General features: G+C 28.3%; 22 protein-coding genes, 1 riboswitch and 2 other annotated features (1 of these 25 cut by a window edge). Of the genes, 17 read left to right on the top strand and 5 right to left on the bottom strand.

Annotated features, from left to right (window positions below; genetic code table 11):
• Positions 1-37 precede the first annotated feature (37 nt).
• The 7 genes from ACYQ1T_RS05710 (at position 38) to ACYQ1T_RS05680 (ending at position 7,325) form a co-directional block, all read left to right on the top strand.
• Positions 38-760, top strand: a complete 723-nt coding sequence (locus ACYQ1T_RS05710; protein WP_459832780.1) for a 2-phosphosulfolactate phosphatase family protein — start codon at positions 38-40, stop codon at positions 758-760.
• Between the two features lie 177 nt (positions 761-937).
• Positions 938-1,579: a DUF3793 family protein gene (locus tag ACYQ1T_RS05705; protein WP_459832778.1), complete on the top strand. Its 642-nt coding sequence runs from the start codon at positions 938-940 to the stop codon at positions 1,577-1,579.
• Between the two features lie 548 nt (positions 1,580-2,127).
• Entirely contained in the window at positions 2,128-2,973 is an 846-nt protein-coding gene (locus tag ACYQ1T_RS05700; RefSeq protein ID WP_459832775.1) for a CAP domain-containing protein, read from the top strand.
• 152 nt (positions 2,974-3,125) lie between these two features.
• Positions 3,126-4,916: an ABC transporter ATP-binding protein/permease gene (locus tag ACYQ1T_RS05695; RefSeq protein ID WP_459832773.1), complete on the top strand. Its 1,791-nt coding sequence runs from the start codon at positions 3,126-3,128 to the stop codon at positions 4,914-4,916.
• Entirely contained in the window at positions 4,916-6,583 is a 1,668-nt protein-coding gene (cydC, locus tag ACYQ1T_RS05690) for a thiol reductant ABC exporter subunit CydC (protein WP_459832771.1), read from the top strand. The genes ACYQ1T_RS05695 and cydC overlap by 1 nt, the downstream gene beginning before the upstream one ends.
• Before the next feature lie 29 nt (positions 6,584-6,612).
• Positions 6,613-7,017, top strand: coding sequence for a YbaN family protein (locus ACYQ1T_RS05685; protein WP_459832769.1), 405 nt, complete (start codon positions 6,613-6,615; stop codon positions 7,015-7,017).
• Positions 7,018-7,025: 8 nt separating this feature from the next.
• Positions 7,026-7,325, top strand: a complete 300-nt coding sequence (locus ACYQ1T_RS05680) for a nitrous oxide-stimulated promoter family protein (RefSeq protein ID WP_459832767.1) — start codon at positions 7,026-7,028, stop codon at positions 7,323-7,325.
• 61 nt (positions 7,326-7,386) lie between these two features.
• Here the strand turns inward: ACYQ1T_RS05680 and ACYQ1T_RS05675 are convergent, their stop codons facing one another.
• Together ACYQ1T_RS05675 and ACYQ1T_RS05670 are read right to left on the bottom strand one after the other, a co-directional pair.
• On the bottom strand, positions 7,387-8,562 hold the full coding sequence (locus ACYQ1T_RS05675) for a class I SAM-dependent rRNA methyltransferase (RefSeq protein ID WP_459832764.1): 1,176 nt from the start codon (positions 8,560-8,562) through the stop codon (positions 7,387-7,389).
• A 164-nt stretch (positions 8,563-8,726) separates the two neighbouring features.
• Complete coding sequence (locus tag ACYQ1T_RS05670) at positions 8,727-8,942, bottom strand: (2Fe-2S)-binding protein (protein WP_459832762.1); 216 nt, start codon at positions 8,940-8,942, stop codon at positions 8,727-8,729.
• A 374-nt stretch (positions 8,943-9,316) separates the two neighbouring features.
• Positions 9,317-9,563, top strand: a binding site (T-box leader).
• A gap of 130 nt (positions 9,564-9,693) precedes the next feature.
• Between ACYQ1T_RS05670 and ileS the strand changes: the two genes are divergently transcribed.
• Complete coding sequence (gene ileS, locus ACYQ1T_RS05665; RefSeq protein WP_459832760.1) at positions 9,694-12,804, top strand: isoleucine--tRNA ligase; 3,111 nt, start codon at positions 9,694-9,696, stop codon at positions 12,802-12,804.
• A 157-nt stretch (positions 12,805-12,961) separates the two neighbouring features.
• Positions 12,962-13,960, top strand: a complete 999-nt coding sequence (locus tag ACYQ1T_RS05660; RefSeq protein WP_459832758.1) for a LacI family DNA-binding transcriptional regulator — start codon at positions 12,962-12,964, stop codon at positions 13,958-13,960.
• A 280-nt stretch (positions 13,961-14,240) separates the two neighbouring features.
• Here the strand turns inward: ACYQ1T_RS05660 and ACYQ1T_RS05655 are convergent, their stop codons facing one another.
• Positions 14,241-14,426 carry a hypothetical protein gene (locus tag ACYQ1T_RS05655; RefSeq protein ID WP_459832756.1) on the bottom strand — a complete coding sequence of 62 codons (186 nt, stop codon included), beginning with the start codon at positions 14,424-14,426 and terminating at the stop codon, positions 14,241-14,243.
• Between the two features lie 120 nt (positions 14,427-14,546).
• Between ACYQ1T_RS05655 and ACYQ1T_RS05650 the strand changes: the two genes are divergently transcribed.
• The 6 genes from ACYQ1T_RS05650 to ACYQ1T_RS05625 all read left to right on the top strand — a co-directional run bounded on the left by ACYQ1T_RS05650 (position 14,547) and on the right by ACYQ1T_RS05625 (position 20,104).
• Positions 14,547-15,122 (top strand): nucleoside recognition domain-containing protein, encoded by a 576-nt coding sequence (locus tag ACYQ1T_RS05650; RefSeq protein ID WP_459832753.1) that lies wholly within the window; start codon positions 14,547-14,549, stop codon positions 15,120-15,122.
• Between the two features lie 17 nt (positions 15,123-15,139).
• Positions 15,140-15,667, top strand: a complete 528-nt coding sequence (locus ACYQ1T_RS05645) for a spore maturation protein (protein WP_459832751.1) — start codon at positions 15,140-15,142, stop codon at positions 15,665-15,667.
• 163 nt (positions 15,668-15,830) lie between these two features.
• Positions 15,831-16,040, top strand: coding sequence for a hypothetical protein (locus ACYQ1T_RS05640; protein ID WP_459832750.1), 210 nt, complete (start codon positions 15,831-15,833; stop codon positions 16,038-16,040).
• A gap of 247 nt (positions 16,041-16,287) precedes the next feature.
• On the top strand, positions 16,288-16,749 hold the full coding sequence (locus ACYQ1T_RS05635; protein WP_459832748.1) for an ACT domain-containing protein: 462 nt from the start codon (positions 16,288-16,290) through the stop codon (positions 16,747-16,749).
• Entirely contained in the window at positions 16,746-17,996 is a 1,251-nt protein-coding gene (locus tag ACYQ1T_RS05630; RefSeq protein WP_459832746.1) for an aminopeptidase P family protein, read from the top strand. The genes ACYQ1T_RS05635 and ACYQ1T_RS05630 overlap by 4 nt, the downstream gene beginning before the upstream one ends.
• 89 nt (positions 17,997-18,085) lie before the next feature.
• Positions 18,086-18,258: riboswitch (Lysine riboswitch) on the top strand.
• Between the two features lie 109 nt (positions 18,259-18,367).
• Positions 18,368-20,104 (top strand): Na+/H+ antiporter NhaC family protein, encoded by a 1,737-nt coding sequence (locus ACYQ1T_RS05625; RefSeq protein WP_459832744.1) that lies wholly within the window; start codon positions 18,368-18,370, stop codon positions 20,102-20,104.
• Between the two features lie 111 nt (positions 20,105-20,215).
• Here the strand turns inward: ACYQ1T_RS05625 and ACYQ1T_RS05620 are convergent, their stop codons facing one another.
• Positions 20,216-20,671, bottom strand: coding sequence for a DUF5680 domain-containing protein (locus ACYQ1T_RS05620; protein ID WP_459832741.1), 456 nt, complete (start codon positions 20,669-20,671; stop codon positions 20,216-20,218).
• 165 nt (positions 20,672-20,836) lie between these two features.
• Between ACYQ1T_RS05620 and ACYQ1T_RS05615 the strand changes: the two genes are divergently transcribed.
• Positions 20,837-22,603, top strand: coding sequence for an aminopeptidase P family protein (locus ACYQ1T_RS05615; RefSeq protein WP_459832739.1), 1,767 nt, complete (start codon positions 20,837-20,839; stop codon positions 22,601-22,603).
• A 105-nt stretch (positions 22,604-22,708) separates the two neighbouring features.
• Here ACYQ1T_RS05615 and ACYQ1T_RS05610 read toward each other — a convergent pair whose 3' ends face one another.
• Positions 22,709-23,212, bottom strand: coding sequence for an FUSC family protein (locus tag ACYQ1T_RS05610; protein WP_459832736.1), 504 nt, complete (start codon positions 23,210-23,212; stop codon positions 22,709-22,711).
• Between the two features lie 183 nt (positions 23,213-23,395).
• On the opposite strand from ACYQ1T_RS05610, the gene ACYQ1T_RS05605 reads away from it, so the two are divergent.
• Positions 23,396-23,755 (top strand): SdpI family protein, encoded by a 360-nt coding sequence (locus ACYQ1T_RS05605; RefSeq protein ID WP_459832734.1) that lies wholly within the window; start codon positions 23,396-23,398, stop codon positions 23,753-23,755.
• 36 nt (positions 23,756-23,791) lie between these two features.
• Positions 23,792-23,902, top strand: a binding site (T-box leader) (it continues 130 nt past the right edge of the window).

Below are 23,902 nucleotides of genomic sequence, written 5' to 3'. Positions count from 1 at the left end.
ATATAAATTTAATATGAGCAAATGAGGGGGAATTAAATTGAAACTAGATTTGATAATATCAGCAGATCATATTAAAAAGGAATATATTAAGGGAAAAGTTGTCGTTGTTATAGATATGCTTAGAGCAACATCAGTAATTACAACAGCATTAGCAAACGGAGCTAAAAGAGTTATACCATTATTAACGGTAGAGGAAGCTTTTGAAGTTAAAAACAAGTTAGAAGCTAAAGGTGAAAAAGTTTTACTTGGTGGTGAAAGAAGGGCTTTAAAAATAGAAGGCTTTGATTTCACAAATTCTCCATTAGAATATATAAGAGAAGAGATTAGTGAAAAGACAGTTGTATTAACTACAACTAATGGCACTAGGGCAATAACATTGAGTTTAGATGCTGAACATATTCTAATAGGATCCATGTTAAATGCTAAAGCTATAGTAGATGCTATTAAAAAACTAAAAAAGGATGTAGTATTTATAAATGCAGGAACAAATGGAGAGTTTTCTATGGATGACTTTATTTGTGCTGGATATATGATATCTTTATTAACTAATAATGTAATGCATGATTTAACCGATATAGCAATGACTGCTAAAATTATATATGAGTCAAATAATAACATTATTGATTATATAGTTAATGCAAGGCACTACAATGTTTTAAAAGCATTAGAGTTAGAAGGAGATTTAGAATATTGTTGTAAAAAGGATATTATAGATATAGTTCCAATATATGATAAAGAAAAGAAATATATTGGAATTTAAATAAAAAATCATTTCAAGTTTGCTAATTAGTAAACCTGAAATGATTTTTTTTGTTCTTTGAAAAAATTTCTAAATATTTATAATAATAAATGTTGACAAAAAGAGAAATAAGGGATATTATAATGGTAATGATAATCAGTATCATTTAAAAGAAGTTTAGAACTTAGGAGGTAAATGATGGAAGAGAAACAAAAAGAATTTTACACTATCTTGAATACATTAAATGATAATGAATATATGAAAATATATTTAATATATAGTCTATCCCCAGTTATAGCTGGTTTCAAACCATCATCTACTATAAACTTCAAAAGAGAATATAGAAATTTGTATTTTAACTGGAATGAATATGGAAAATCATTCATTAAAGAGCTGGGGTTAGACTATATCTCCCTAAGAGAAGAAGATGACTATGTAGTAGTTCTTATTTATAGGAGTGATACATTAGAAAAACATCTAAGGGAACAAAATAATCTGAAGTTTCTTAGTAAATTAGAGTATGATGAAAATGATTCAGTAGAAGCATGGTTATCAACTTTGAAAAAAAGATATGAGTTATATCATTGTCCACATGAATTAGGAGTGTTTTTAGGAATTCCAATAGAAGATGTTATAGATTTTATGGAATGTAGTAGTAAAAAGTGTCTTATGTGTGGATATTGGAAGGTTTATAATGATTATTATAAAGCACAAGAGATATTTAATACTTACGATAAAAGTAAGGAGTATGTAGTTAATAATGTACTAGAAGGAAGAAGTATTCTTTCTCTAGTTCAATCTATACAAACAAATTTTTTCAATCATCAATATTGTATTTGACCCTTAAAAGGATTATTGATTCCCTGTCAATAATTCTTTTTTTCTGTTATTATAGTAAAAAATATAGGTTAAGGGGAGCTTGGAGTTAATCAAATGAAAATAATTATCAATTATTTTTATAAAAAGTATTGACATATGGGGTAAATATAGGTAATATATAAACATAGATGATAACCGATATCAATTGGTTTGTGTAATCAATAAAAACGAATTACTCTTGAACTATTGATTTGGTACCAATAAAAACCTCCACATTTTTTATTGGTATACATAAACAAACAAATTTTGAATCCTAAAAGAATTTATTTCATAAAAAAGATGATTACCTGATAGTAATCATCTTTTTTATTTTATGGTATATTAAATGAAAAATAATCCATTTTACTATTATGTTGGGGGTTTTTATAATAAAATCAAGTATATCAAATGTTTTGTCAAAAATAACACAATATTCAATTATTGGAATGTAACTCATATTTTGTTATTGAGGGATACGTGTTAAGCTATTAACACAGATGACCTAAAGAAATCTGAAGGGGGAATGGAATATGATACAAGCTAAGATAATAAAATTATTAGCTTCTATAGGATTAGTTTTATGTGTAGGAGTTTCAGGAAGTTATGGAATTTCTAAAATTAAAAATCCTGTAGATAATGGAAAAGTAGTCCAAGAAGAGAGTAAGGTTAAATCTAAGGAATCTGATTTAGCAAAGGTTGAAAAGCCTCAAGAAAGTAAGGACACAGAGGCTAAAACTGAAAATTTAGAAAAGAAATCTATAGACAGTAATACTAGCACCAATATTAAAATTGAAGAAAATAGGTCAGATGTTAATAATGGACAAGCTAGTAACGGTAATACTACAGAAAAACAAAGTGATGACACAGTAGTAAACAATTCTGGAGATAATACTTCTAAACCTAATAACTATATGGAAAGTCAAAATACTCAGCAACCTGAGGCGAAAAATAATTCAGAAGCTAGTTCAGATAGTTATGTAGCTGAAATAGAACAAATAATATTTCAAAAGGTAAACCAAGAAAGAGCTGCAGCAGGCTTATCTGCATTAAGCTATAATGGAACTATGGAACACTATGCAAGGATTAAGTCTAAGGATATGGGTGATAGAGGATACTTTGATCACGCTAACCCAGAAGGACAAATGATAACAGCTCAAATGAAAGCCGATGGGGTTTCATATAGTGCTTGGGGTGAAAACATAGCCTACATACAAGGTGTTAATGGAAATGCTAATTTAGCAAATCAATTTATGACTAATTGGATGAATTCACCAGGGCATAGAGCAAATATACTTTCAGGTAATTTTTCTAGTATTGGAGTAGGTGTTTATAAAGTAGGAAATACTTACTATGCAACACAAGAATTTTATAGATAATTAATATAGTGTAGCAAAAAAACTTGAGATTTAACATAATCTCAAGTTTTTTTTATTTAGGGAATGATATTAATTTGCTATTGAAAATGATTATCAAGTATGTTAAAGTAAAAAAGTAGTTTACATGCGAATTAATTTGAGAGGTGATTTTTATGATGATTAATAAGAGATTAATAAATTTATGTAGTGAGTCGCAAAAATATATTAAATTAACAGTTTTAGTAAATTGGATATCTATTATATGTAATATATTTACTATTTTAATTGTTGGAGAAATTATAAATGGACTTATAAATATTAATAGAGTAGATGGTATAACATCTCCATCAAGAGTAGTTTTTCAAAGTTTTGGAAAGGAATTTATTTTTATAGCAGTATTACTTTTAATAAGATTTATATCAAATTTAGCATATGGACATTTTTCACATAAATCTTCAGCTATGGTTAAAGTAAAATTAAGGGATATGATTTATGATAAACTTTTAAAGCTTGGTTTAAATTATAATGAGGTTTCGTCAACATCTTCGATAGTACAAGCTGCCATTGAAGGAGTAGAAGCATTAGAAATTTATTTTGGAAGGTACTTACCGCAGTTATTTTATTCTTTATTAGCGCCTATAACATTATTTATAGTGCTATCATTTATATCCTTAAAAGCTGCAATAGTTTTTATTTTATGCGTACCATTAATTCCATTATCTATAATAGCAATAATGAAAATAGCAAAAAGAATTTTAAAAAATTATTGGCAAACATATTCTAATTTAGGGGATACTTTTTTAGACAATCTTCAAGGATTAACAACACTTAAGGTATTTAATATAGATGAGCAAAGACATAATAAAATGAATGAAGAAGCAGAGAATTTTAGGAAAGTAACTATGAAAGTGTTAAGTATGCAACTGAATTCAATAACAGTTATGGATTTGATAGCTTTTGGAGGAGCAGCACTTGGAAGTATAGTAGCATTATTTGAATTTAAAAATGGTGTAATAAATATTGGAGAAACATTAGTAATTATATTATTATCATCAGAATTCTTTATTCCTTTAAGATTACTTGGATCATTTTTCCATGTTGCTATGAATGGGATGGCAGCTTCAGATAAAATATTTAAGTTATTAGATAGTAAAGAAAGAGAAAACATAAAAGATAAGGAATTAGAAGAAGTTAACATTGATAATGATAATCAATATTTAGAGTCAATAGAAATACGAAATATTACTTTTAGCTATGATAATAAAAGAGATGTATTAAAGGATGTTTCAATTAATATACCTAAAAAATCCTTTGTTGCTATAGTTGGAGAAAGTGGTAGTGGGAAAAGTACAATAGCATCGCTTTTATTAAATAATCATGAAGTTAAAGAAGGGGAAATTTTATTAAAAGGAAAAAATATAAACTTTATGCAACGGGAAGATGTTTATGGGGAAATTTCTCTTATATCAACAAATAGTTATATCTTTAATGGAACAATCTTAGATAATTTATTAATAGGAAAAACTGATGCAACAAATTTTGAAATAGATAATGCTTTAAGAATATCTAATTTACGTGAGTTCATAGATTCATTAAATAATGGGTTAAATACAAATGTAGGGGAAGGTGGATCCCTTTTATCAGGTGGGCAAAAGCAAAGACTAGCATTAGCTAGAGCAATACTTGCAAATAGAGGGATAATGATATTTGATGAGGCAACTTCAAATATAGATATAGAAAGTGAAGAACTTATATGGAAGTCTATTAATATATTAGCTAAGGAAAAGACCATAATAGTAATTTCTCATAGATTAGCAAATGTAATAGAGGCTGATAATATTTATGTACTAAATAAGGGTGAAATAATAGAAAGTGGCAATCATATTAAACTTATGAATAATAAAAATAAGTATTTTAAAATGATTAAAGAACAGGAAAGTTTAGAAAGTAAGGGTGTGATGTAATGAATAGACAATCTGGTTTCAAGATAATGAAAAGACTTATAGTTGAATTAAAACCATTAACCCCTTTTATGTTTATAACTATATTTATGGGAGTGTTAGGTTTTTTGGCAGCTATATCAATAACAACATTTGGAGCAGTAGCTATAGGAAATATACTTAATATAGACATGGGAATTTCTTTTACATCAGCGTTAATATTAATGGGGATTATGGCTATTTTAAGAGGGCCTTTAAGATATGGAGAACAATTAGCAGGTCATTATATAGCCTTTAAAATATTAGTAATATTAAGAGATAAAATTTTTACTGTGCTTAGAAAGTTAGCACCTGCTAAATTAGAAAATAAAGAAAAAGGAAACTTAGTTTCTTTAGTAACTTCAGATATTGAGCTACTAGAAGTTTTCTATGCACATACAATAGCTCCAATAGCGATAGCTATAATAACAAATACAGTTATTACAGTAGTTCTTTTTAGTATTCATCCTTATTTCGGAATTTTTAGCGGGATATTCTTTTTAATAGTTGGTTTTTGTATTCCCTACTTTACATCAAAGCTTGGAAAAAATGCAGGGAGTGAATACAGGAAAGCTTTTGGAGAAGTGAATTCATATCTTTTAGATTCATTGAGAGGATTAAAGGAAATTTTAATATATAAAAATGGACAAGAAAGAGCTAGTAAAATTCATGAATTATCAGAAGAGTTAAATCAAAAACAGATTAAAATAAAGTTACATGAGGGAATAGTTAGAGCTACAACAGATTTAACAATAATGATAGCTATATTAACTACACTTTCAATAGGAAGCTATCTTAGCATATCAGGAAAGATATCCTTTGGAATGATGATAGTAGCAATAGTTTTAGTTGCATCATCCTTTGGACCAGTAGTTGCTTTAAGTAATTTATCAAATAATTTACTTCAAACATTTGCTTCAGCACAAAGATTATTTGATCTTTTAGATGAGAGTCCAGAGGTTGAAGAGGTAAATGGAGAAAACGTGTCGATAGATTTCAATATTAGCTATAAGGATGTATCTTTTGGATACAAAAATAGAGAAGAGATATTAAAAAATATTAATATAGATATTAAAAAGGGTGAAAAGGTAGCTATAATTGGAGAAAGTGGAACAGGAAAGAGTACATTTATAAAGTTATTAATGAGATTTTGGGATGTTACTAAAGGTAATATTGAAATTGGAGAAAATAATATTAAGAATTTATCAACTAATACATTAAGAAGTCATGAAGTGTTAATGAGTCAAGAAACATATTTATTTAACGACAGCATAGAAAATAATATAAAAATTGCTAATATTAATGCTTCAAGAGAAGAGGTTATAGAAGCGGCTAAAAAGGCTTCAATTCATGAATTTATATGTACTTTACCAAATGGATATAAGAGTAACGTAGGAGAACTTGGTTCAAACCTATCATCTGGAGAAAAGCAAAGAATTGGATTGGCAAGGGCATTCTTAAGTGATGCAGATATAATGATATTAGATGAACCTACAAGTAATTTAGATACTTTAAATGAAGGACAAATATTAAAATCTATAAGTGAATATTCAAAGGATAGAACAGTAATATTAATAACTCATAGAAAATCAACGGCAACAATATGCAATAAAATATTAATGGTTAAGGATAAAAGTCTAATAGAAATATAGAAAATATTATTTAATATAAGGAGGAAGATATGGGAAAAATTAAAAAAGTTTTATATGTAACAGTTGGATTAATAGCACTTGTTTTAGGTGCAATAGGAATAGCGTTGCCTATTTTACCTACAACACCATTTTTACTTCTAGCATCATTTTGTTTTGTAAAAGGGTCAAAAAGATTTGATGAGTGGTTTAGAGGAACTAAAATTTATAAAAAACATTTAGAAACTTTTGCCACTAATAGAGCTATGACAATGAAACAAAAAGTTACTATATTATTATTTGCAGATATTATGATAGCATTTCCTTTAGTAATAATAGATAATCTACATGTAAAGATTTTGTTAGCTTTAGTTATAATATTTAAGCTTTATTATTTTATATTTAAAGTAAGGACTATTAGCGAGAAAGAGAGACAAGCATTAAGAACAATAAAGTAGGTGTAAGTATGGGAAAGAGGATTGAAAAAGAAAAAGAGATTGTTCAATTAATGATTAGCTTATATTGTCAGAAAAAACATGGTAGTAAAAGAGGTACTTTATGTGAGGAATGTAATGAACTTTTAGAATATGCTCATAAAAGATTATCTTTTTGTAAGTTTGGAGACAATAAAAGTTCATGTAGTAAATGTAAGATACATTGTTATAAGAGGGATATGAAAGAAAAAATCAAAATAGTTATGAGATTTTCTGGACCAAGGCTTATAATATATAGACCGTGTGAATTTGTAAGACATATATTTAAATAAAAACCCATTAAAACCCATTAAAATAAATTTATTCTAATGGGTTTTAATATCTAAATTTTTATTATACAACTTGGAATATAAAGAATTTTAAATAATAAGATTCATCGGAGTTCCATAAGATTGGATGATCAGATGACTGAGTTCTGCACTCTATTTGTCTTAAAGTTCTATGAGCATCATGTGCAGCTTCAGCAACAGTCTTTTTCAATTGTTCCTCATTCATATAATGTGAGCAAGAACAAGTTGCAAAATATCCACCTGGTTTAACCATTTTTAATCCTCTAAGATTTATTTCTTTATAACCTCTTATAGCAGCATTAACTGTATTTCTTGATTTAGTAAATGCAGGAGGATCTAAAATAACAACATCAAATTGTTTACCTTCTCTTGACCAATCTCCAAGTACATCAAAGGCATTATGACATTCAAACTTAACTACATCTTGAAGACCGTTTAATTCTGCATTTCTAGTAGCACATTCAACAGCGTGTTTAGAAACATCTATACCTAAGACTGATTTAGCACCTGCGATACCAGCATTTAAAGCAAAAGAACCAGTGTGAGTAAAACAATCAAGTACATCTTTTCCTTTACAAATTTTATGCATTGCAGCTCTATTTTCTTTTTGGTCTAAGAAGAAACCTGTCTTTTGACCATTTTCTAAGTCCACTATGTACTTAACGCCATTTTCTACGATTTGTATATTAGTATCAAATTCTTCAGTTAAGAAACCTTTAGTTTGTTCTAAACCTTCAATTTCTCTAGTTTTTAAATCGCTTCGTTCATATACTCCTTTAGCACCATATTCATTTACTAATATCTTTACTATTGCATCTCTGTATTTATCCATTCCTAAAGTTGATATTTGAATTACATAATAATCCTCAAATTTATCTACTGTTAACCCTGGTAAGAAATCAGCTTCTCCAAATATAAACCTACAAGATGAAGTATCTATAACAGTTTTTCTATAATCCCAGGCTGCTGCGAATCTCTTTTTAAAGAACTCTTCGTCTATTTCTTCATCTATTTCTCTAGACATTATTCTTATAGTTATTTTACTACGATCATTAATGTAACCTTTTCCTATGAAAAAACCTTTATGATTATAAACCTCAACAATATCTCCATTTTCATAATCACCATCATATTCATTTATTTCATCAATATATATCCAAGGTCTCCCTTGTTCAGCTCTCTTATTTTTTCCTTTATGTAAATAGAATTTACTTGCCATTTATACTAGCTCCTTCCGTAATAATTCTTATAAGATTATAACATAATGAAATTTTAAAGCTAGAGAAAAGAGATATATAATAAAAAAACGTCTGCTTCCACAACAGACGTTTTTTGGGGAGATATAATCTATACTAATATGGTTTGGGGAAACCTTACTAGTAGTTATTTTTCCAGATGTTTATCAATCAAATTTTGGATTGTAGGGGTACATCTGTAGCCTCTGCATCCACCTGTACAAGCTCCAGTTATCTTAGAAACTTCTTCAACAGTATGAGCACCGGCTTTGATTGCATCTTTTATTTTGGATCTTGGTATTGCCTTGCAAGTGCAAACTTTTGTTAACTTATCAAGGACTTGTTCATTTAAATTATTTTCCATTTAGTCTTCCTCCTGTTATATATGAATTAAACTACGGAAAATAAAGGGGATAAAAAATAAATTTATGTTTATTCTTTATAAATACATTATATTAACGAACGAAAAGAAAGTCAATACTAATTGATAAAAATTATTAGTTAATTTATATTATTTTAAATCCAACTTTATTTTCACATATTATAAGTAATTATAGTTTTTTTATTCAATGTTTTACTTAAAACAGAAAAAATATTTAATTACTTTATAAAATTATATTATAAAAGAAAATTTCACAATAAAATATAGGTAAAATACTTTCATATTATAAATCTTTGTAGTAAAATTATTATTATAAATTGACAATAAATTTACAGTGATATATAATGAAAAAAATAATAAAGACTATGATTAGGAAAAGTACTTATGTAGATTTTTTCAGAGAGTGATTGGTTGGTGTGAAATCACAAAAGAACTTAAGGAAAATCACCTAGGAGTTAGAGGCTGAAAAGTTTAGACTTATTAAGCTTATCTCGTTATCCTGCGTTAAAGGATAGAGTATGATGGTACTCGAAATTTTAAGCCTCTTAAATTAATAAGGGGGTTAACCTTAGGTGGTATAGCGAATTCAACTTCGTCCTATTAGGACGAAGTTTTTTTATTCTTTAGGAAATCACAAGGCAAACAAATTTGTTTATAGCTTTATAGAATAGCAGAACACATAGTTTGCGAAACATATTTTTTATTATTAAAATACAGAAGGGAGATTTATATTATGTACAAAAAAGTTGAGTTACCAAAAGGCTTTGTTGGTATGGAAAAGAATGTTGCAGAACTTTGGAGAGAAAACAATGTAATTAAAAAGAACTTTGATATGAATCAAGATGGAGAGTACTTTACGTTTTATGATGGTCCTCCAACAGCTAATGGAAGACCACACGTAGGTCATATTTTAACAAGAGTTATGAAAGATATAATCCCAAGATATAAGGTTATGAAGGGATACAAGGTTATAAGAAAAGCTGGATGGGATACACATGGACTTCCGGTTGAACTTGAAATAGAGAAAAAGCTTGGTATTTCAGGTAAACCACAAATAGAAGAATATGGTGTTGAAAAATTTGTTAAGGAATGTAAGGAAAGTGTATTCACATATGTAAACATGTGGGAAAAAATGACTGAGCAAATTGGATATTGGGTAGATATGGATGATCCATATGTAACATATCATAATCCATATATAGAATCAGTATGGTGGGCTTTAAAACAAATGTGGGATAAAGATCTTTTATATAAAGGTCATAAGACTATGCCATATTGTCCTAGATGTGGAACAGGTCTTTCATCACATGAAGTTTCACAAGGTTATAAGGATGTTAAAGATTTAACTGCAGTTGCTAAGTTTAAGGTTAAAGGAGAAGACAATAAGTATATACTTGCTTGGACAACAACACCTTGGACATTACCATCAAACGTTGCTTTATGTATAAATCAAAAATATGATTATGTAGAAGTAAAGGTTGAAGATGAAATATATATTTTAGCTAAAGAATTGGCACCAAAGGTATTAGGTGAAAATTTTGAAGTTATAAGAGAGTTTAAAGGTGCAGAGCTTCTTGGAACTGAGTACGAACAATTGCTTCCATTCCATACTCCAGAAGGAAAAGCATTTGTTGTTATTCATGGAGATTTTGTAACTTTATCAGATGGTACTGGTATAGTTCATATAGCTCCTGCATATGGTGAAGATGATAATTTAGTAGCTAAGAAAAATGGTTTAGCTTTTATTAACTTAGTTGACTTAGCAGGTAAGTTTACAGAAGAGGTTACTCCTTGGGCGGGTAAGTTTGTTAAAAAATGTGATGAAAGTATAGTTAATTACTTAAAAGAAAATAATAAGCTATTAAAAGCTGAAAAGCATACTCACTCATACCCACACTGCTGGAGATGCGATACACCATTACTTTACTATCCAAAGGAAAGTTGGTTTGTTGCAATGACTACTCTTAGAGATAAGTTATTAGAAAACAATAACAAAATTAATTGGTATCCAGATAACATCAGAACAGGTAGATTTGGTAAGTTCTTAGAAAATGTTATTGACTGGGGTATTTCAAGAGATAGATACTGGGGAACTCCACTTCCAATTTGGGAATGTGAATGTGGCCATAGAGAGTGTATAGGAAGTATTGAAGAACTAAAGACTAAAGGTGTTAATGTTCCAGATGATATAGAATTACACAAACCATATATAGATAAAGTTCATTTAAAATGTGATAAGTGTGGTAAGGAAATGACTAGAACAGCTGAAGTTATAGATTGTTGGTTTGATTCAGGTTCAATGCCATTTGCACAATTACATTATCCATTTGAAAATAAAGAATTATTTGATCAAAACTTCCCAGCTCAATTTATATCAGAAGCAGTTGATCAAACAAGAGGATGGTTCTATACATTGTTAGCTATTTCAACAGCTATATTTGATAGAAATCCATTTGAAAACTGTATAGTATTAGGTCACGTTCTAGATAAGAAGGGCTTAAAGATGTCAAAATCAAAGGGAAATGTAGTAGATCCGTTTGAAGTATTAGATGCACAAGGAGCTGATGCTACAAGATGGCATTTCTATACTGCAAGTGCTCCATGGCTTCCAACTAGATTCTCAGTAGATGATGTTTCAGAAGCTCAAAGAAAGTTCTTAAGCACATTATGGAATGTTTATTCATTCTATGTTTTATATGCAGATTTAGATAAGTTTAACCCACTACAATATTCAGATTTTGAATCTGAAAATGTAATGGATAAGTGGATAATGTCTAAGCTTAATACATTAGTTAAAGAGGTTGATGCTAACTTAAATGAATATCAAATAACTCCAGCAGCTTTAGCGTTAGAAGACTTCACAGATGAGTTGTCAAATTGGTATGTAAGAAGAAATAGAGCAAGATATTGGTCAGAAGATTTAACTGATGATAAAATAGGTGCTTATGTAACTCTATATAGAGTATTAACTACTGTAGTTAAAGTTGCAGCTCCATTTGTACCATTTATAAGTGAAGAAATCTATCAAAACTTAGTAGTTAACTTAGATAAAGATGCTAAGGAAAGCGTACATTTATGTACTTGGCCAATGGTTAATGAAGAGGCTATAGATAAAAATCTAGAAAAAGAAATGGATTTAGCTTATACAATAGTTAAATTAGGTAGAAGTGCTAGAAACGGTGCTAATATAAAGAACAGACAGCCACTTTCAAAGATATTATTATCAACAGATTTACTTCCTGAGTATTATGGACACATAATAACTGATGAACTTAATATAAAAGAAATTTTATTTGGAGCAGATCTTTCTAAATTTGTTAACTTTGAAATTAAGCCTAACTTACCTGTATTAGGAAGAGCTTATGGAAAGTTAATACCTGGAATAAGAAAAGAAATAGCTTCAAGAAATCAAATGGAATTAGCTCAAAAGCTTCAAGCTGGTGGAACTGAAGTTATAAATGTTGAAGGAACTGAAATAACTTTAAATAAAGAAAGTGTTCTAGTTACAATGCAAGGACTAGAAGGTTATGCATTTGCTGGAGAGGGTTCTATAGGTGTAGTTCTTGATACAACTATAACAGAAGAGTTAAGAGAACTTGGACATTTAAGAGAAGTGATCTCAAAAATACAAAATATGAGAAAAGAAAAAGGATTCCAAGTTGCAGATAAAATAAATCTTTATGTATCAGGAAATGATATGCTTATAGATGTAATTAAGAAATATACTGATACTATTAAGAAAGAAACTTTAACACAAGAAGTAATCTGTAATGGTGAATATGATTATGTTGAAACAATTATTAATGGTGAAAAGCTAGATATGACTGTTGAAGTTGTTTCTTAAAAATAAAAAATTAATCTAAAGGTTAGAATGCAGATTTGCATCTAACCTTTTTGGTTATAATATATACAATATGTTGTATTAATTACTAGTAAATAGTATAATATATAGTTAGAATAGTAATTTTAAAGTATTACAATGAAAATGGAGTGATGTTGGTATGGCTACTTCTATAAAAGATGTTGCTAAAGAAGCAGGTGTTTCAATTGCTACTGTTTCCAGAGTTTTAAATGACATAGATGTTGTAAACGAGGACACAAAGAAAAAGGTTTTAGATGCCATAAAAAAGCTAGGATATAGACCTAATATAGTAGCAAGAAGCTTAAAAACACAAAAGACAAAGACTGTAGGAATATTAGTTCCAGACATATCAAGTGGATTTTATCCTGAGATAGTTAGAGGAGCTGAAGACGTTGCAAATATTTATGATTATAACGTAATATTATGTAACTCAGATTTCGATGAGGAAAAAGAAAAAGAGTACTTAAGAGTACTTAAAGAAAAAATGGTTGATGGAGTTCTTTATATGAGTTCTTCATTAGAAGAAGAGATATTAGACATAATAAATGAATTGGATTTAACTACTGTATTAGTTGAAACAAAGGATAAAGAAGGAAGCTTACCAAGCGTAACTATAGATAACATAAAAGCAATGAAAGAAGCTACAGAATACTTATTGAATAAAGGTTTAAAAAATGTAGCTTTTGCAGGTGCTAGAAAAGATACTATGAACGCTTGGGGAGATAGATACATAGGTTATGAGAGTGCCTTAAAAGATAAAGGTATTGAAGTTAACGAAAAATTAGTGTTTACGAAAAATCTTAAGGTTGGAACAGGATACGAAGCTGTTGAAAAATTTGAAGCTTCAAAATGCAATTATGATGCTGTAGTATGTGCATCTGATGAAATTGCTATGGGAGTTATAAATGGATTAAGAGAAGTTGGTAAGAAAGTACCAGAAGATGTAAGTGTTATAGGTTTTAATAATAATGATGTTGCATCTGTATTCTATCCAAAGATAACAACTATAAATCAACCTAGCTATGATATGGGTTCAGTAGCAATGAGAATGCTTATAAAAATGTTAAATAAAAAAGAGCTAGATGAGGCTCAATTTGTATTAGATTATAGCTTAGTTGAAAGAGAAAGCTGTAAGTAACTTAAAATAAAAATAACCTAGTTTACTAGGTTATTTTTATTTTATAATAGTTTATATACTTAGTAACTATTATATTGCAAGGAAATTAAAACCATGATATAATTTAAGAAAGATACCATTAAACGTTTTCAATTTCGACTATGAGTAGAGAATTTTATGATAATATATGGTATAGTATCAGATTTGGGTTGTCTGATATAAAAAATAATGTGAGTTTAAATGGGTTATTAAAAGAGGCTTCTATTAAAAATAGAAGCCTCTTTTAATTTTTATGGAAATATTAAATTATTCCTTCAGTTTTTAATATATTTTCAAGCTCTTGTACCTTCTCTGTAAGAGCGATAAACTTTTCTTTTAATAAGTTTTTTGGAAGCTCACTTCCATCAATTACCTTTTCCATGTCTTCTACAGCTTGTAATGCTTCATCAATATCTTGTTGGGCTAATTTTAGGTTTGCTTCTTTCATAGTTCGTCTCCTTTTTATGTAGTATACATAATTAATATTAGATATATTCATGGTATCACTAATAAATATCATATGCAAGGCATATATTTGTAAAAGGAAATTTTATAGGTGGTGAAATAGGTGATTAATTACATTTGGTTTGTAATGATATTTTTAGGTATTATAGTAGGACTTTTCACAGGAAATGGAGATGGGATTTCAAAAGCAATAATTGGATCAGTAGATTCAACGGTTACTTTAGTAATAGGATTAGTTGGATTAATGTGCTTTTGGTGTGGAGTAATGAAGGTTGCTGAAAAAAGTGGATTAACAAATAAGTTAGCAAGGCTTTTAAGACCTATTTTAAAGTTGATATTTAAAGAAGCCGCAAAGGATGAAAAGGCGTTAGGAGCAATTGTTATGAACATAACAGCTAATATGATGGGGCTTGGAAATGCAGCAACTCCATTTGGAATAAAAGCAATGCAAGAGATGAATAGGTTAAATAAGGAAAAGGGAACAGCATCTAATGATATGGTACTATTTTTGGTGTTAAATGCAGCGTGTATTCAATTGGTACCATCTACAATAATATCAATTAGAGCTGCAAGTGGATCTTCTAATCCTGGAGTTATAATAATACCTGCAATTATTGCAAGTACAATTGCAGCTATAGTTGGAGTAATTTGTTGTAAAATTCTTCAGAAGTATTTTTAATAGAGAGGTGAGTAGTAGTGTTTGAGTATTTTACAAAAAGCATAATACCAATAATAGTTGTACTAATAATAACTTATGGGATGTTTAAAGGTAAAAAAGTTTATGAATGGTTTATTGAGGGAGCGAAAGAAGGTCTTCAGGTTTGTTTAAATATATTTCCCTATCTTTTAGCTATGATTGTAGCTGTTCATATTTTTAGAGAATCAAAATTATTAGATATGTTGAATAATTTAATAGCACCTACAGCAGGAGTAATAGGATTACCAAAGGAAGTGATTCCATTAGTATTAATTAAACCATTATCAGGAAGTGGAGCTATGGGAATACTTACAGACATACTAAATACTTATGGTCCAGACACAGCAATAGGTTTAATAGCATCAGTAATTATGGGGACTACAGAAACAATATTCTATACAATAACAGTTTATTTTGGAGCAGTACAAATAAAAAAAATAAGACATACATTATGGGCATCAATATTTGCAGAACTAACAGCTATAATATTAGCTATATTTTTAGTTGGTACATTAATACTTAAATAAATATTAGAAACATCAAATTTTTTATAAAGTCAAGGTAACTAATATAATAATGAAATTAGTCTACAAAATAGTTAAATTTTATCTATTTAGTAATTATTTTGTAACAAATTAACAAAAAAGTTAATTTATAATTAAAAATATAATATAGTAGGAGGAATAGTAAATGGAGTGGAATAATAAATTATTATATTTATCAGATGAAGAAATTAAGATTGTAGCTATGTATTTAGCTTATGGTATAGGACTAGGTATGTTTTTAGGTATATTTATTGATAATATTCCACTTTGTTTTTCTTTAGGTGGTGTTATTTCAATAATAATTTCTCTTATAAAGTGTTTTATAAATAGATATAAAAAACAGAATAAATTATGAAATAGAAAAATAAATTAAGATATTATACTAGAATTGTTTTTAGGATAAAGACAATCATAGTATAATATCTTTTTTATTTTTTAGAAATTATATTTATAGACTGATTGTGGATAAGTATAACATATTAAGATAACATAAAAAGATATGTATTTTAATAAATACAAGTTGTATAATTATATATAATGAAAAGGCAGATTTCTTTAATAAATAGTAGGGTACAATATAAATGAAAGGCGAGTAAAAGTTAATGGCTGGGGAGAAATATTTTATAATTAATGAAAAAATATTACCGGATGTTTTTAAAAAGGTAATAGAAGCTAAAGAATCCTTATTAGTTGGGAGAGCTAAGGATATAAGCGAGGCGGTAAAACAGACAGGGATAAGTAGAAGTACATTCTATAAATATAAAGATGATATATTTCCAATGGCAGAAGGGCTAAATAGTAAAAAAATAACTTTGGTAGTATTAATGTCTCATGAGGCAGGAGCTTTATCAAAGGTTTTAGATTGCATAGCTTTTAATAGAGGAAATGTATTAACAATAAATCAAGATATACCAATAAATATGACTGCTAATGTCACAATTACTTTAGATATATCTAATATGAAGAAAGATTTAAGGCACTTAGTAAATACATTAAAATCATTAAAAAACGTAGTTAGTGTTAAGTTGCTAGCTATGGAGGAAAAAAGGGGATGTGAACTTTGAATAAGGAATTTTATAAAAATAATAGAGAAAAAGTATTAAATGATATAAAGGATAATTCTATTGTCATATTGTTTGCAGGAAATGCACCTAAAAAAACTGCAGACGAAAAATATCAGTTTACTCCAAATAGAAATTTTTATTATTTAACAGGAATAGCGGAAGAAAATCATATTTTAGTTATGAGTAAAATAAATGGAGAGAAAAATTCCAAGTTATTTATAAAGGATATAGATCCAATAGCTGAAAAATGGGAAGGCAAATCTATAAGAAAACAAGAAGTATTTGATGTTTGTGAAATTAACGATGTTGATTATAAAAGTAATATAGACTCTTTTATAAATAGAATAATATCACAAAGAGAAGAATTAAATTTATATTTAGATTTAGAAAGAGATAACTATAGTTCAAGATTAAGTATTTCAGAGGAGTTTTCTAGGGAAATATGCAGGAAATATCCACAATTAAATATAAAGAATATTTATAGTATTATATCTAGATATAGGCTTGTAAAAACAAAAGAAGAGATAGCTGAAATACAAAAAGCTATAGATATTACAATAGAGGGTGTAAATCTGTTAATGAAGAGCTCAAAGGCTGGATTAAAAGAGTATGAATTAGAGGCATATTTTGATTTTGTTTGTAAGAGTAATGGAGTTAAAGATTTTGCCTTTAAAACAATAGCAGCTGCAGGGGAAAATGCAACAATACTTCATTATGTTGATAATAATTCAGAATTAAAAGATGGAGATTTAATTTTATTTGATTTAGGAGCTCAACATAATTACTATAATGGAGATATATCAAGGACATTTCCTATAAATGGAGTATTTTCTGATAGACAAAAAGAAGTTTATAATGCTGTTTTAAGAGTTAATGAAAAGGTAATTAAGTCAATGAAGCCAGGAGTGAAATTTTTAGAACTTAATAAACAGGCTAAGGATTGGATTGCAGATGAGTGTATTTCACTAGGTTTAATAACAAATAAAGAAGATGTTACAAAGTATTATTATCATAGTATAGGACATAGTTTAGGAATGGATACTCATGATTCAGATATGCCAAATAGAGATGTAACATTTGAAGCTGGAATGGTTTATACTGTTGAACCGGGAATTTATATACAAGAAGAGGGTATAGGTATAAGAATAGAAGATGATATACTTATAACGGAAGATGGCTATGATATCTTAACAAAAAATATGATAAAAACAGTAGAGGACATAGAAGCATTTATGAAAAGTAATTAAGCTTTAAATGTTAAAATTTTCTGAATATGTAATAAGAGATATTGCATGAAAGTAATAATATCTATATAATTTAATTAAACGTGAATAATAAAAAGAGTAGAGGCGCGTTAATTAATAGTACTGCTAATGAGGTAAGCACTAAGATTTAGTAGGAAAGGAGTTATCGCCGAAGCATACAACTAATGCTTTAAGGTTGTATAGCTGGGGTTGCATAAAATATGTGCAACACTGTCACAAAATTTTGTGGTGAGCTATTATTTGAGGATTTTTTAGTATATTATTTGAAGTATATCTAGAGCCTTGAGTGAAAACTCAAGGCTCTTTTTTACTACTTTTTAATTATTCACAATAATTAGAAGGGAGAAATTAAAATGAAAAACAACAGAAATTTAAGGGTATTTTTGATGACTATTATGATGTTAGTTCTATCGACATCGGTAGTTTTTGCAGCGGAGGTAGATGCGGCAACTAAAAATGCAGATCATTATGGGTTACTAACTTTAATACCACCAATAATTGCCATAGTGTTAGCATTTTTAACTAAGAACGTTATAATATCATTATTTATTGGGGTATTATCAGGAACTTTTTTAGTGCAGTTAACTAATAATAGTTTGGGGGGGGCTTTTATTCAATCATTCATAGATTTTGTTTCTAGAGCATTAAATTCTCTTGCAGATCCATGGAATGCAGGTATTATATTACAAGTATTAGCTATTGGAGGTGTTATTCATTTAGTAGCTAAAATGGGTGGAGCTAAAGCTATTGCTGAGGCATTAGCTAAAAAAGCTAAAACTGCTCGAAGTGCTCAAATGGTAACTTTATTATTAGGAATAGCAGTGTTTTTTGATGACTATGCAAATTCATTAATAGTTGGACCTATAATGAAGCCAGTAGCAGATAAAATGAATATATCTAGAGAGAGATTAGCATTTATAATTGATGCTACGGCAGCACCAATAGCAGGACTAGCTATTATTTCAACATGGATAGGACTTGAGGTTGGTTTAATAAATGATGCGTTTGCAAATGGAATAGGTCAACAAGTAGATGCTTTTGGAATATTCCTACAAACAATACCATATAGATTCTATAACATATTAATTATAGCATTTGTATTTATAACATCATTACTTTTAAAGGATTTTGGACCAATGTATAAAGCTGAAATAGCAGCAAGAAGAAGAAAGCTTCATTTAGAAGATGAAGTTGCTATAGAAGACAATAAAAATACACTTGATAATTCAGATCTAGAGCCAAAAGAAGGCGTTAAATTAAGTGTATGGAATGCTATAATTCCAATAGGAACTTTAGTAATTACAGCATTAATTTGTTTCTATTATAGTGGATATACTACTATAATGGGGGGAGAAGATATAGCTATACAGCAATTAATAACTAATTCACCAACATCCCTTGAAGCAATACAAAAGATTTTTGGTAATTCAGATGCTTCAGTAGCATTATTCCAATCTGCATTAATAGCTAGTATAGTAGCTATAGCAATGGGAGTATTTAAAAAAATATTTACTTTATCAGAAGCTATTGACACTTGGATAGATGGAATGAAACCATTAATTATAACTGGAGTTATATTAATATTAGCATGGTCATTAGGATCAGTAATTAAAGATTTAGGAACTGCAAAATATCTAGTTTCTATGTTATCAGGATCACTTCCATATTTCTTATTACCAAGTTTAATATTTATGCTTGGAGCAGTAATATCATTTGCAACGGGAACAGCATATGGAACTATGGGGATATTAATGCCACTAGCAATTCCACTAGCATATTCAATAAATCCAGATATGAGTTATGTTATAGTAAGTACAAGTGCCGTACTAACAGGAGCAATATTTGGGGATCATTGCTCACCAATATCAGATACAACTATACTTTCTTCAATGGGAGCTGGATGTAATCATATAGCTCACGTTAAGACACAAATGTGGTATTCATTATTTATAGCATCTATAACAGTAGTATTTGGATATATACCAGCAGGATTTGGATTACCATGGTATATTGTTTTACCAATATCCTTATTAGCAGTATTTATAGGGGTTCAATTGTTAGGAAAGAAAGTAGAAGTAAAAGCAGAATAACTAGAAAATATATACAAAAAATTTTTATAATATATAGGAATTAGATTTAAAATATAATTAAGCTTAATAAACCAAAAGGTAGAAGAATAAAACTCTTCTACCTTTTTCAATTTAATGAAGTTTTCCACCATGGAAGTGAAGTTTAAATATTTCATTGCCATTATGTTTTATAGTTTCTACTCCGTTAAAAGAACTAACATCTCCATCCCAGTTACATTCATATATAAAATCATCATCCTCTAAATATTTTGGACCTCTAAAAGGTGATTCAGAGCTAACATTTTTTAATGCCTTCTTTAAAAAAGAAGAAAATCCACTTGGAATATCATCAGTTAAAAGTTGTCCTTTATAATTCATTCCCCAACAAACCTTTTCATTATGCCAAATTAATTCTTCACCAATGAAATTTTTATTACCAACATAGCTATCTAGATAGTAGTAATTATATTTTTTAAAAGCATAATCTTTAGAGCTTGGCCTAGAAGGCTCTTCTCTTTTTATACCAGAAGCATAAGTATTTTGTTTAGCCTCTACTAAAAATTTTTTGAATTTCAATAAGTCTCCCATATAAGTTCCTCCTTTTAAATACCATATATTAAATTATATAAAAAAAAATCTCACTATTCAACAAAGTTTTCAGAATATAAAATAAATTTTAAATAAACAGAATATATAATATAATTACTGATATGTAATGTATAATTATATTATGAAAATTAAGGGGGCAATAGAATGGAAAATATAAATAAACTAAGACAAATAATGAAAAAAAATAATATAACTCATTATATAATACCAAGTAGTGATCCTCATCAAAGTGAATATGTATGTGAGTATTATAAAGGTAGAGCATATATTTCAGGATTTACTGGATCAGCAGGTACACTTTTAGTTGCTTTAGACAAAGCTATGTTATGGACTGATGGTAGATATTTTATTCAAGCAGATAAAGAGCTTGAAGGTAGAGGAATAGATTTAATGAAAATGAGAACTGTAGGATATCCAACTTTAGAGGAATGGATTGAGGGAAATTTAAAGGATGGAGATACTTTAGGATTTGATGGAAGTGTAATTTCAACAAATGAATATAAAAAATTATTAGATCTATCAACAGAAAATAAATTTAATATAAATATGAATAAAGATTTATTGGAAGAGTGTTGGTCTAATAGAGGTAATTTACCTAAAGAAAAAATATTTCTACATGATGTAAAATTTGCAGGAAAGTCTGCGAAAGAAAAGATTAAAGAAGTAAGAGAATATATGGAAGGTGTAAATGCTAAAAATTATATAATATCATCATTAGATGATATAGCATGGTTATTTAACATAAGAGGTAATGATGTTAAATTTAATCCTGTAGCTCTTGCGTATGCAATAATATCAGATAATAAAGCTAATCTTTATATAGATATGGATAAGATTGATGAGAATATATTATTATCATTAAAAGAAGAAGGTATAGATGTTTATAGTTATAATTCAATAGAAGAGGATGCTAAAAAATTGACTTGTACTGTTATTATTGATAGTAATAAAGTTAATGCAAAAATATATTCTTTAATTAATAAAGAAGTAAAGATAATAGAAGAAGTGAATATAACTACTAAATTAAAGGCTATTAAAAATAATATTGAAATAGATAACATAGAAAATTCCCAAGTTAGAGATGGAGTTGCTATGGTTAAATTTATAAAATGGTTAGATGAATCTATAGGAAAAGAAAAGGTAACAGAAATAAGTGCTGCTGAAAAGCTAACTTCATTTAGAGAAGAAGGAGAATATTTTAAAGGGCCTAGCTTTGGAACTATAGGTGGATATAAGGATCATGCAGCTATGATGCATTATTCAGCTACAGAGGAAAGTCAATATGAATTAAAGAATGAAGGACTATTCCTTGTAGATTCAGGTGGACAATATTTAGATGGAACTACTGATATAACAAGAACCTTTGTACTCGGAAATATATCAGAGGAAGAAAAGAGAGATTTTACACTTGTATTAAAGGGACATATTGGATTGTCTATGGCAAAATTTTTAAAGGGCTGCACAGGAGTAAATCTTGATATATTGGCAAGAAGACCTTTATGGGAATATGGAATAGATTATAAATGTGGAACAGGTCATGGAGTAGGATTTTTCTTAAATGTTCATGAAGGCCCACAAGGCATAAGACCAGAAGGTAATACAGTTGTATTAGAGCCTGGTATGATATTGACAAATGAACCAGGAGTATACAAAGAAGGTAAACATGGTATAAGAATAGAAAATACAATGCTAATTGTTAAAGATGAAGATAGTAAGGAGTTTGGAGAATTTTATAAATTTAAAATAGTTTCATACTGTCCTATAGATTTAAATGGAGTTATACCTGAAATGTTATCAAATGAAGAAAAAGAATGGTTAAATAACTATCATAAAACAGTATTTAATAAATTAAGTCCATATTTAAATAAAGAAGAAGTAGATTTCTTAAAGTATCAAACAAGGGAAATATAATAAATATAAAAAATAGATATGTTATGCAGAATAAAATTAAAGCAATAACATATCTATTTTTATTTTAGTAGATATATACATTTGATATATGTATAGTCTTTTAAATTATTTTTTATCATCTATAATTTCTTCTTCTTTTTTATTTTTAGGTGGATTGAAATATTTATTTACAAGTATAGCAATAACAACACCAAAGGCAGTTTCTATAGTTCTTCTAGTTGCATACATTAGCGGATTACTAGTAGCAGGTGCTACCATTATGGCAACAAGAACTATCGATGCAATTGAAGAAGCAGCAGGTTTATTAACTACGTTACAGCTATAGATAACTAAGCTAATACCTAACCCGGCAAAGAGTGGCAATAAAAAGGAGATTTCAAGATATCTAAATAAAAATAGCATGATTACTCCAACTGTACCTCCAAGAAGAGTTCCTATTAATCTGTTAACTCCTGCTTTTAGTGTATTTTCAACAGTAGGCTGCATGCAAATAACAGATGCAATAGCTGCGTAAAATGGATCTTTTGGGAATAAGAGCAAGCATAGGAATACAGAGATTGCTGTTTTGATATTTCTAAGACCTATACGTGGAAATTTAAAAGAATTCATTTTATTAGTCCCTCCTTTTTTACAGATTATTATATCATATAAATTATATAAGGTTTCATAGACAAATAAAAATTAACAAATTTATATATTAGTATAAGTAGTTAGAAATAGTGTAGGTTTTTCTTTTATTAAAGATATGATAAAATTTAAATAATCATAAATTTTATAAAGAGGTAAAAAATAATGAGTTTTTGGATATATTTATTAATAGTAGAAATTATTCCAATTATAATCTGGATTTTAGGAGCTATTTGTGAAGAAAAATCTAGTAAATTCCCTAATACAAAGGTAGGGTATAAGAGTAAATTTGCAATAAAAAATAAAACTACTTGGGACTATGCAAATAAGCTAGTGGCAAAAATGAATGGTTCAATAGGAACATTTTTATTTATAATAAATGCAGTAATACTATTTAGTATTGGTATTGAGGCTTTTGTTTTTATTTTAACTTTAAATTTAATAATTTCTGTAGCGTTATTTTACATGATAGATAGGCTATTAAGAAGAAAGTTTGATAAAGAGGGAAATATTAAAAATAATTGACAGTAATTTTAATATATCATATCATAATATTAAATAAAAAATGCTATGAAAAGAAGAGTAGTAAGATGGAAGGTCTAAAAGAGAGCTAGAAAAGGTGAAAGCTAGTGTCTGAAAATTTTACGAAGATGGTCTTGGAGCTTATTCTTT

This window comes from Clostridium carnis, assembly GCF_054657435.1.
Note: the sequence above shows the minus strand (reverse complement) of the source record. Positions and strands in the feature narration are given on the sequence as shown.

What these genes read in the sequence shown, in the direction of transcription:
- ACYQ1T_RS05705 (WP_459832778.1), top strand. Translation starts at nt 938, where the DNA reads ATGGAAGAGAAACAAAAAGAATTTTACACTATCTTGAATACATTAAAT.
- ACYQ1T_RS05700 (WP_459832775.1), top strand. Translation starts at nt 2,128, where the DNA reads ATGATACAAGCTAAGATAATAAAATTATTAGCTTCTATAGGATTAGTT.
- ACYQ1T_RS05695 (WP_459832773.1), top strand. Translation starts at nt 3,126, where the DNA reads ATGATGATTAATAAGAGATTAATAAATTTATGTAGTGAGTCGCAAAAA.
- cydC (WP_459832771.1), top strand. Translation starts at nt 4,916, where the DNA reads ATGAATAGACAATCTGGTTTCAAGATAATGAAAAGACTTATAGTTGAA.
- ACYQ1T_RS05685 (WP_459832769.1), top strand. Translation starts at nt 6,613, where the DNA reads ATGGGAAAAATTAAAAAAGTTTTATATGTAACAGTTGGATTAATAGCA.
- ACYQ1T_RS05680 (WP_459832767.1), top strand. Translation starts at nt 7,026, where the DNA reads ATGGGAAAGAGGATTGAAAAAGAAAAAGAGATTGTTCAATTAATGATT.
- ACYQ1T_RS05675 (WP_459832764.1), bottom strand. Translation starts at nt 8,562, where the DNA reads ATGGCAAGTAAATTCTATTTACATAAAGGAAAAAATAAGAGAGCTGAA.
- ACYQ1T_RS05670 (WP_459832762.1), bottom strand. Translation starts at nt 8,942, where the DNA reads ATGGAAAATAATTTAAATGAACAAGTCCTTGATAAGTTAACAAAAGTT.
- ileS (WP_459832760.1), top strand. Translation starts at nt 9,694, where the DNA reads ATGTACAAAAAAGTTGAGTTACCAAAAGGCTTTGTTGGTATGGAAAAG.
- ACYQ1T_RS05660 (WP_459832758.1), top strand. Translation starts at nt 12,962, where the DNA reads ATGGCTACTTCTATAAAAGATGTTGCTAAAGAAGCAGGTGTTTCAATT.
- ACYQ1T_RS05655 (WP_459832756.1), bottom strand. Translation starts at nt 14,426, where the DNA reads ATGAAAGAAGCAAACCTAAAATTAGCCCAACAAGATATTGATGAAGCA.
- ACYQ1T_RS05640 (WP_459832750.1), top strand. Translation starts at nt 15,831, where the DNA reads ATGGAGTGGAATAATAAATTATTATATTTATCAGATGAAGAAATTAAG.
- ACYQ1T_RS05635 (WP_459832748.1), top strand. Translation starts at nt 16,288, where the DNA reads ATGGCTGGGGAGAAATATTTTATAATTAATGAAAAAATATTACCGGAT.
- ACYQ1T_RS05625 (WP_459832744.1), top strand. Translation starts at nt 18,368, where the DNA reads ATGAAAAACAACAGAAATTTAAGGGTATTTTTGATGACTATTATGATG.
- ACYQ1T_RS05620 (WP_459832741.1), bottom strand. Translation starts at nt 20,671, where the DNA reads ATGGGAGACTTATTGAAATTCAAAAAATTTTTAGTAGAGGCTAAACAA.
- ACYQ1T_RS05615 (WP_459832739.1), top strand. Translation starts at nt 20,837, where the DNA reads ATGGAAAATATAAATAAACTAAGACAAATAATGAAAAAAAATAATATA.
- ACYQ1T_RS05610 (WP_459832736.1), bottom strand. Translation starts at nt 23,212, where the DNA reads ATGAATTCTTTTAAATTTCCACGTATAGGTCTTAGAAATATCAAAACA.
- ACYQ1T_RS05605 (WP_459832734.1), top strand. Translation starts at nt 23,396, where the DNA reads ATGAGTTTTTGGATATATTTATTAATAGTAGAAATTATTCCAATTATA.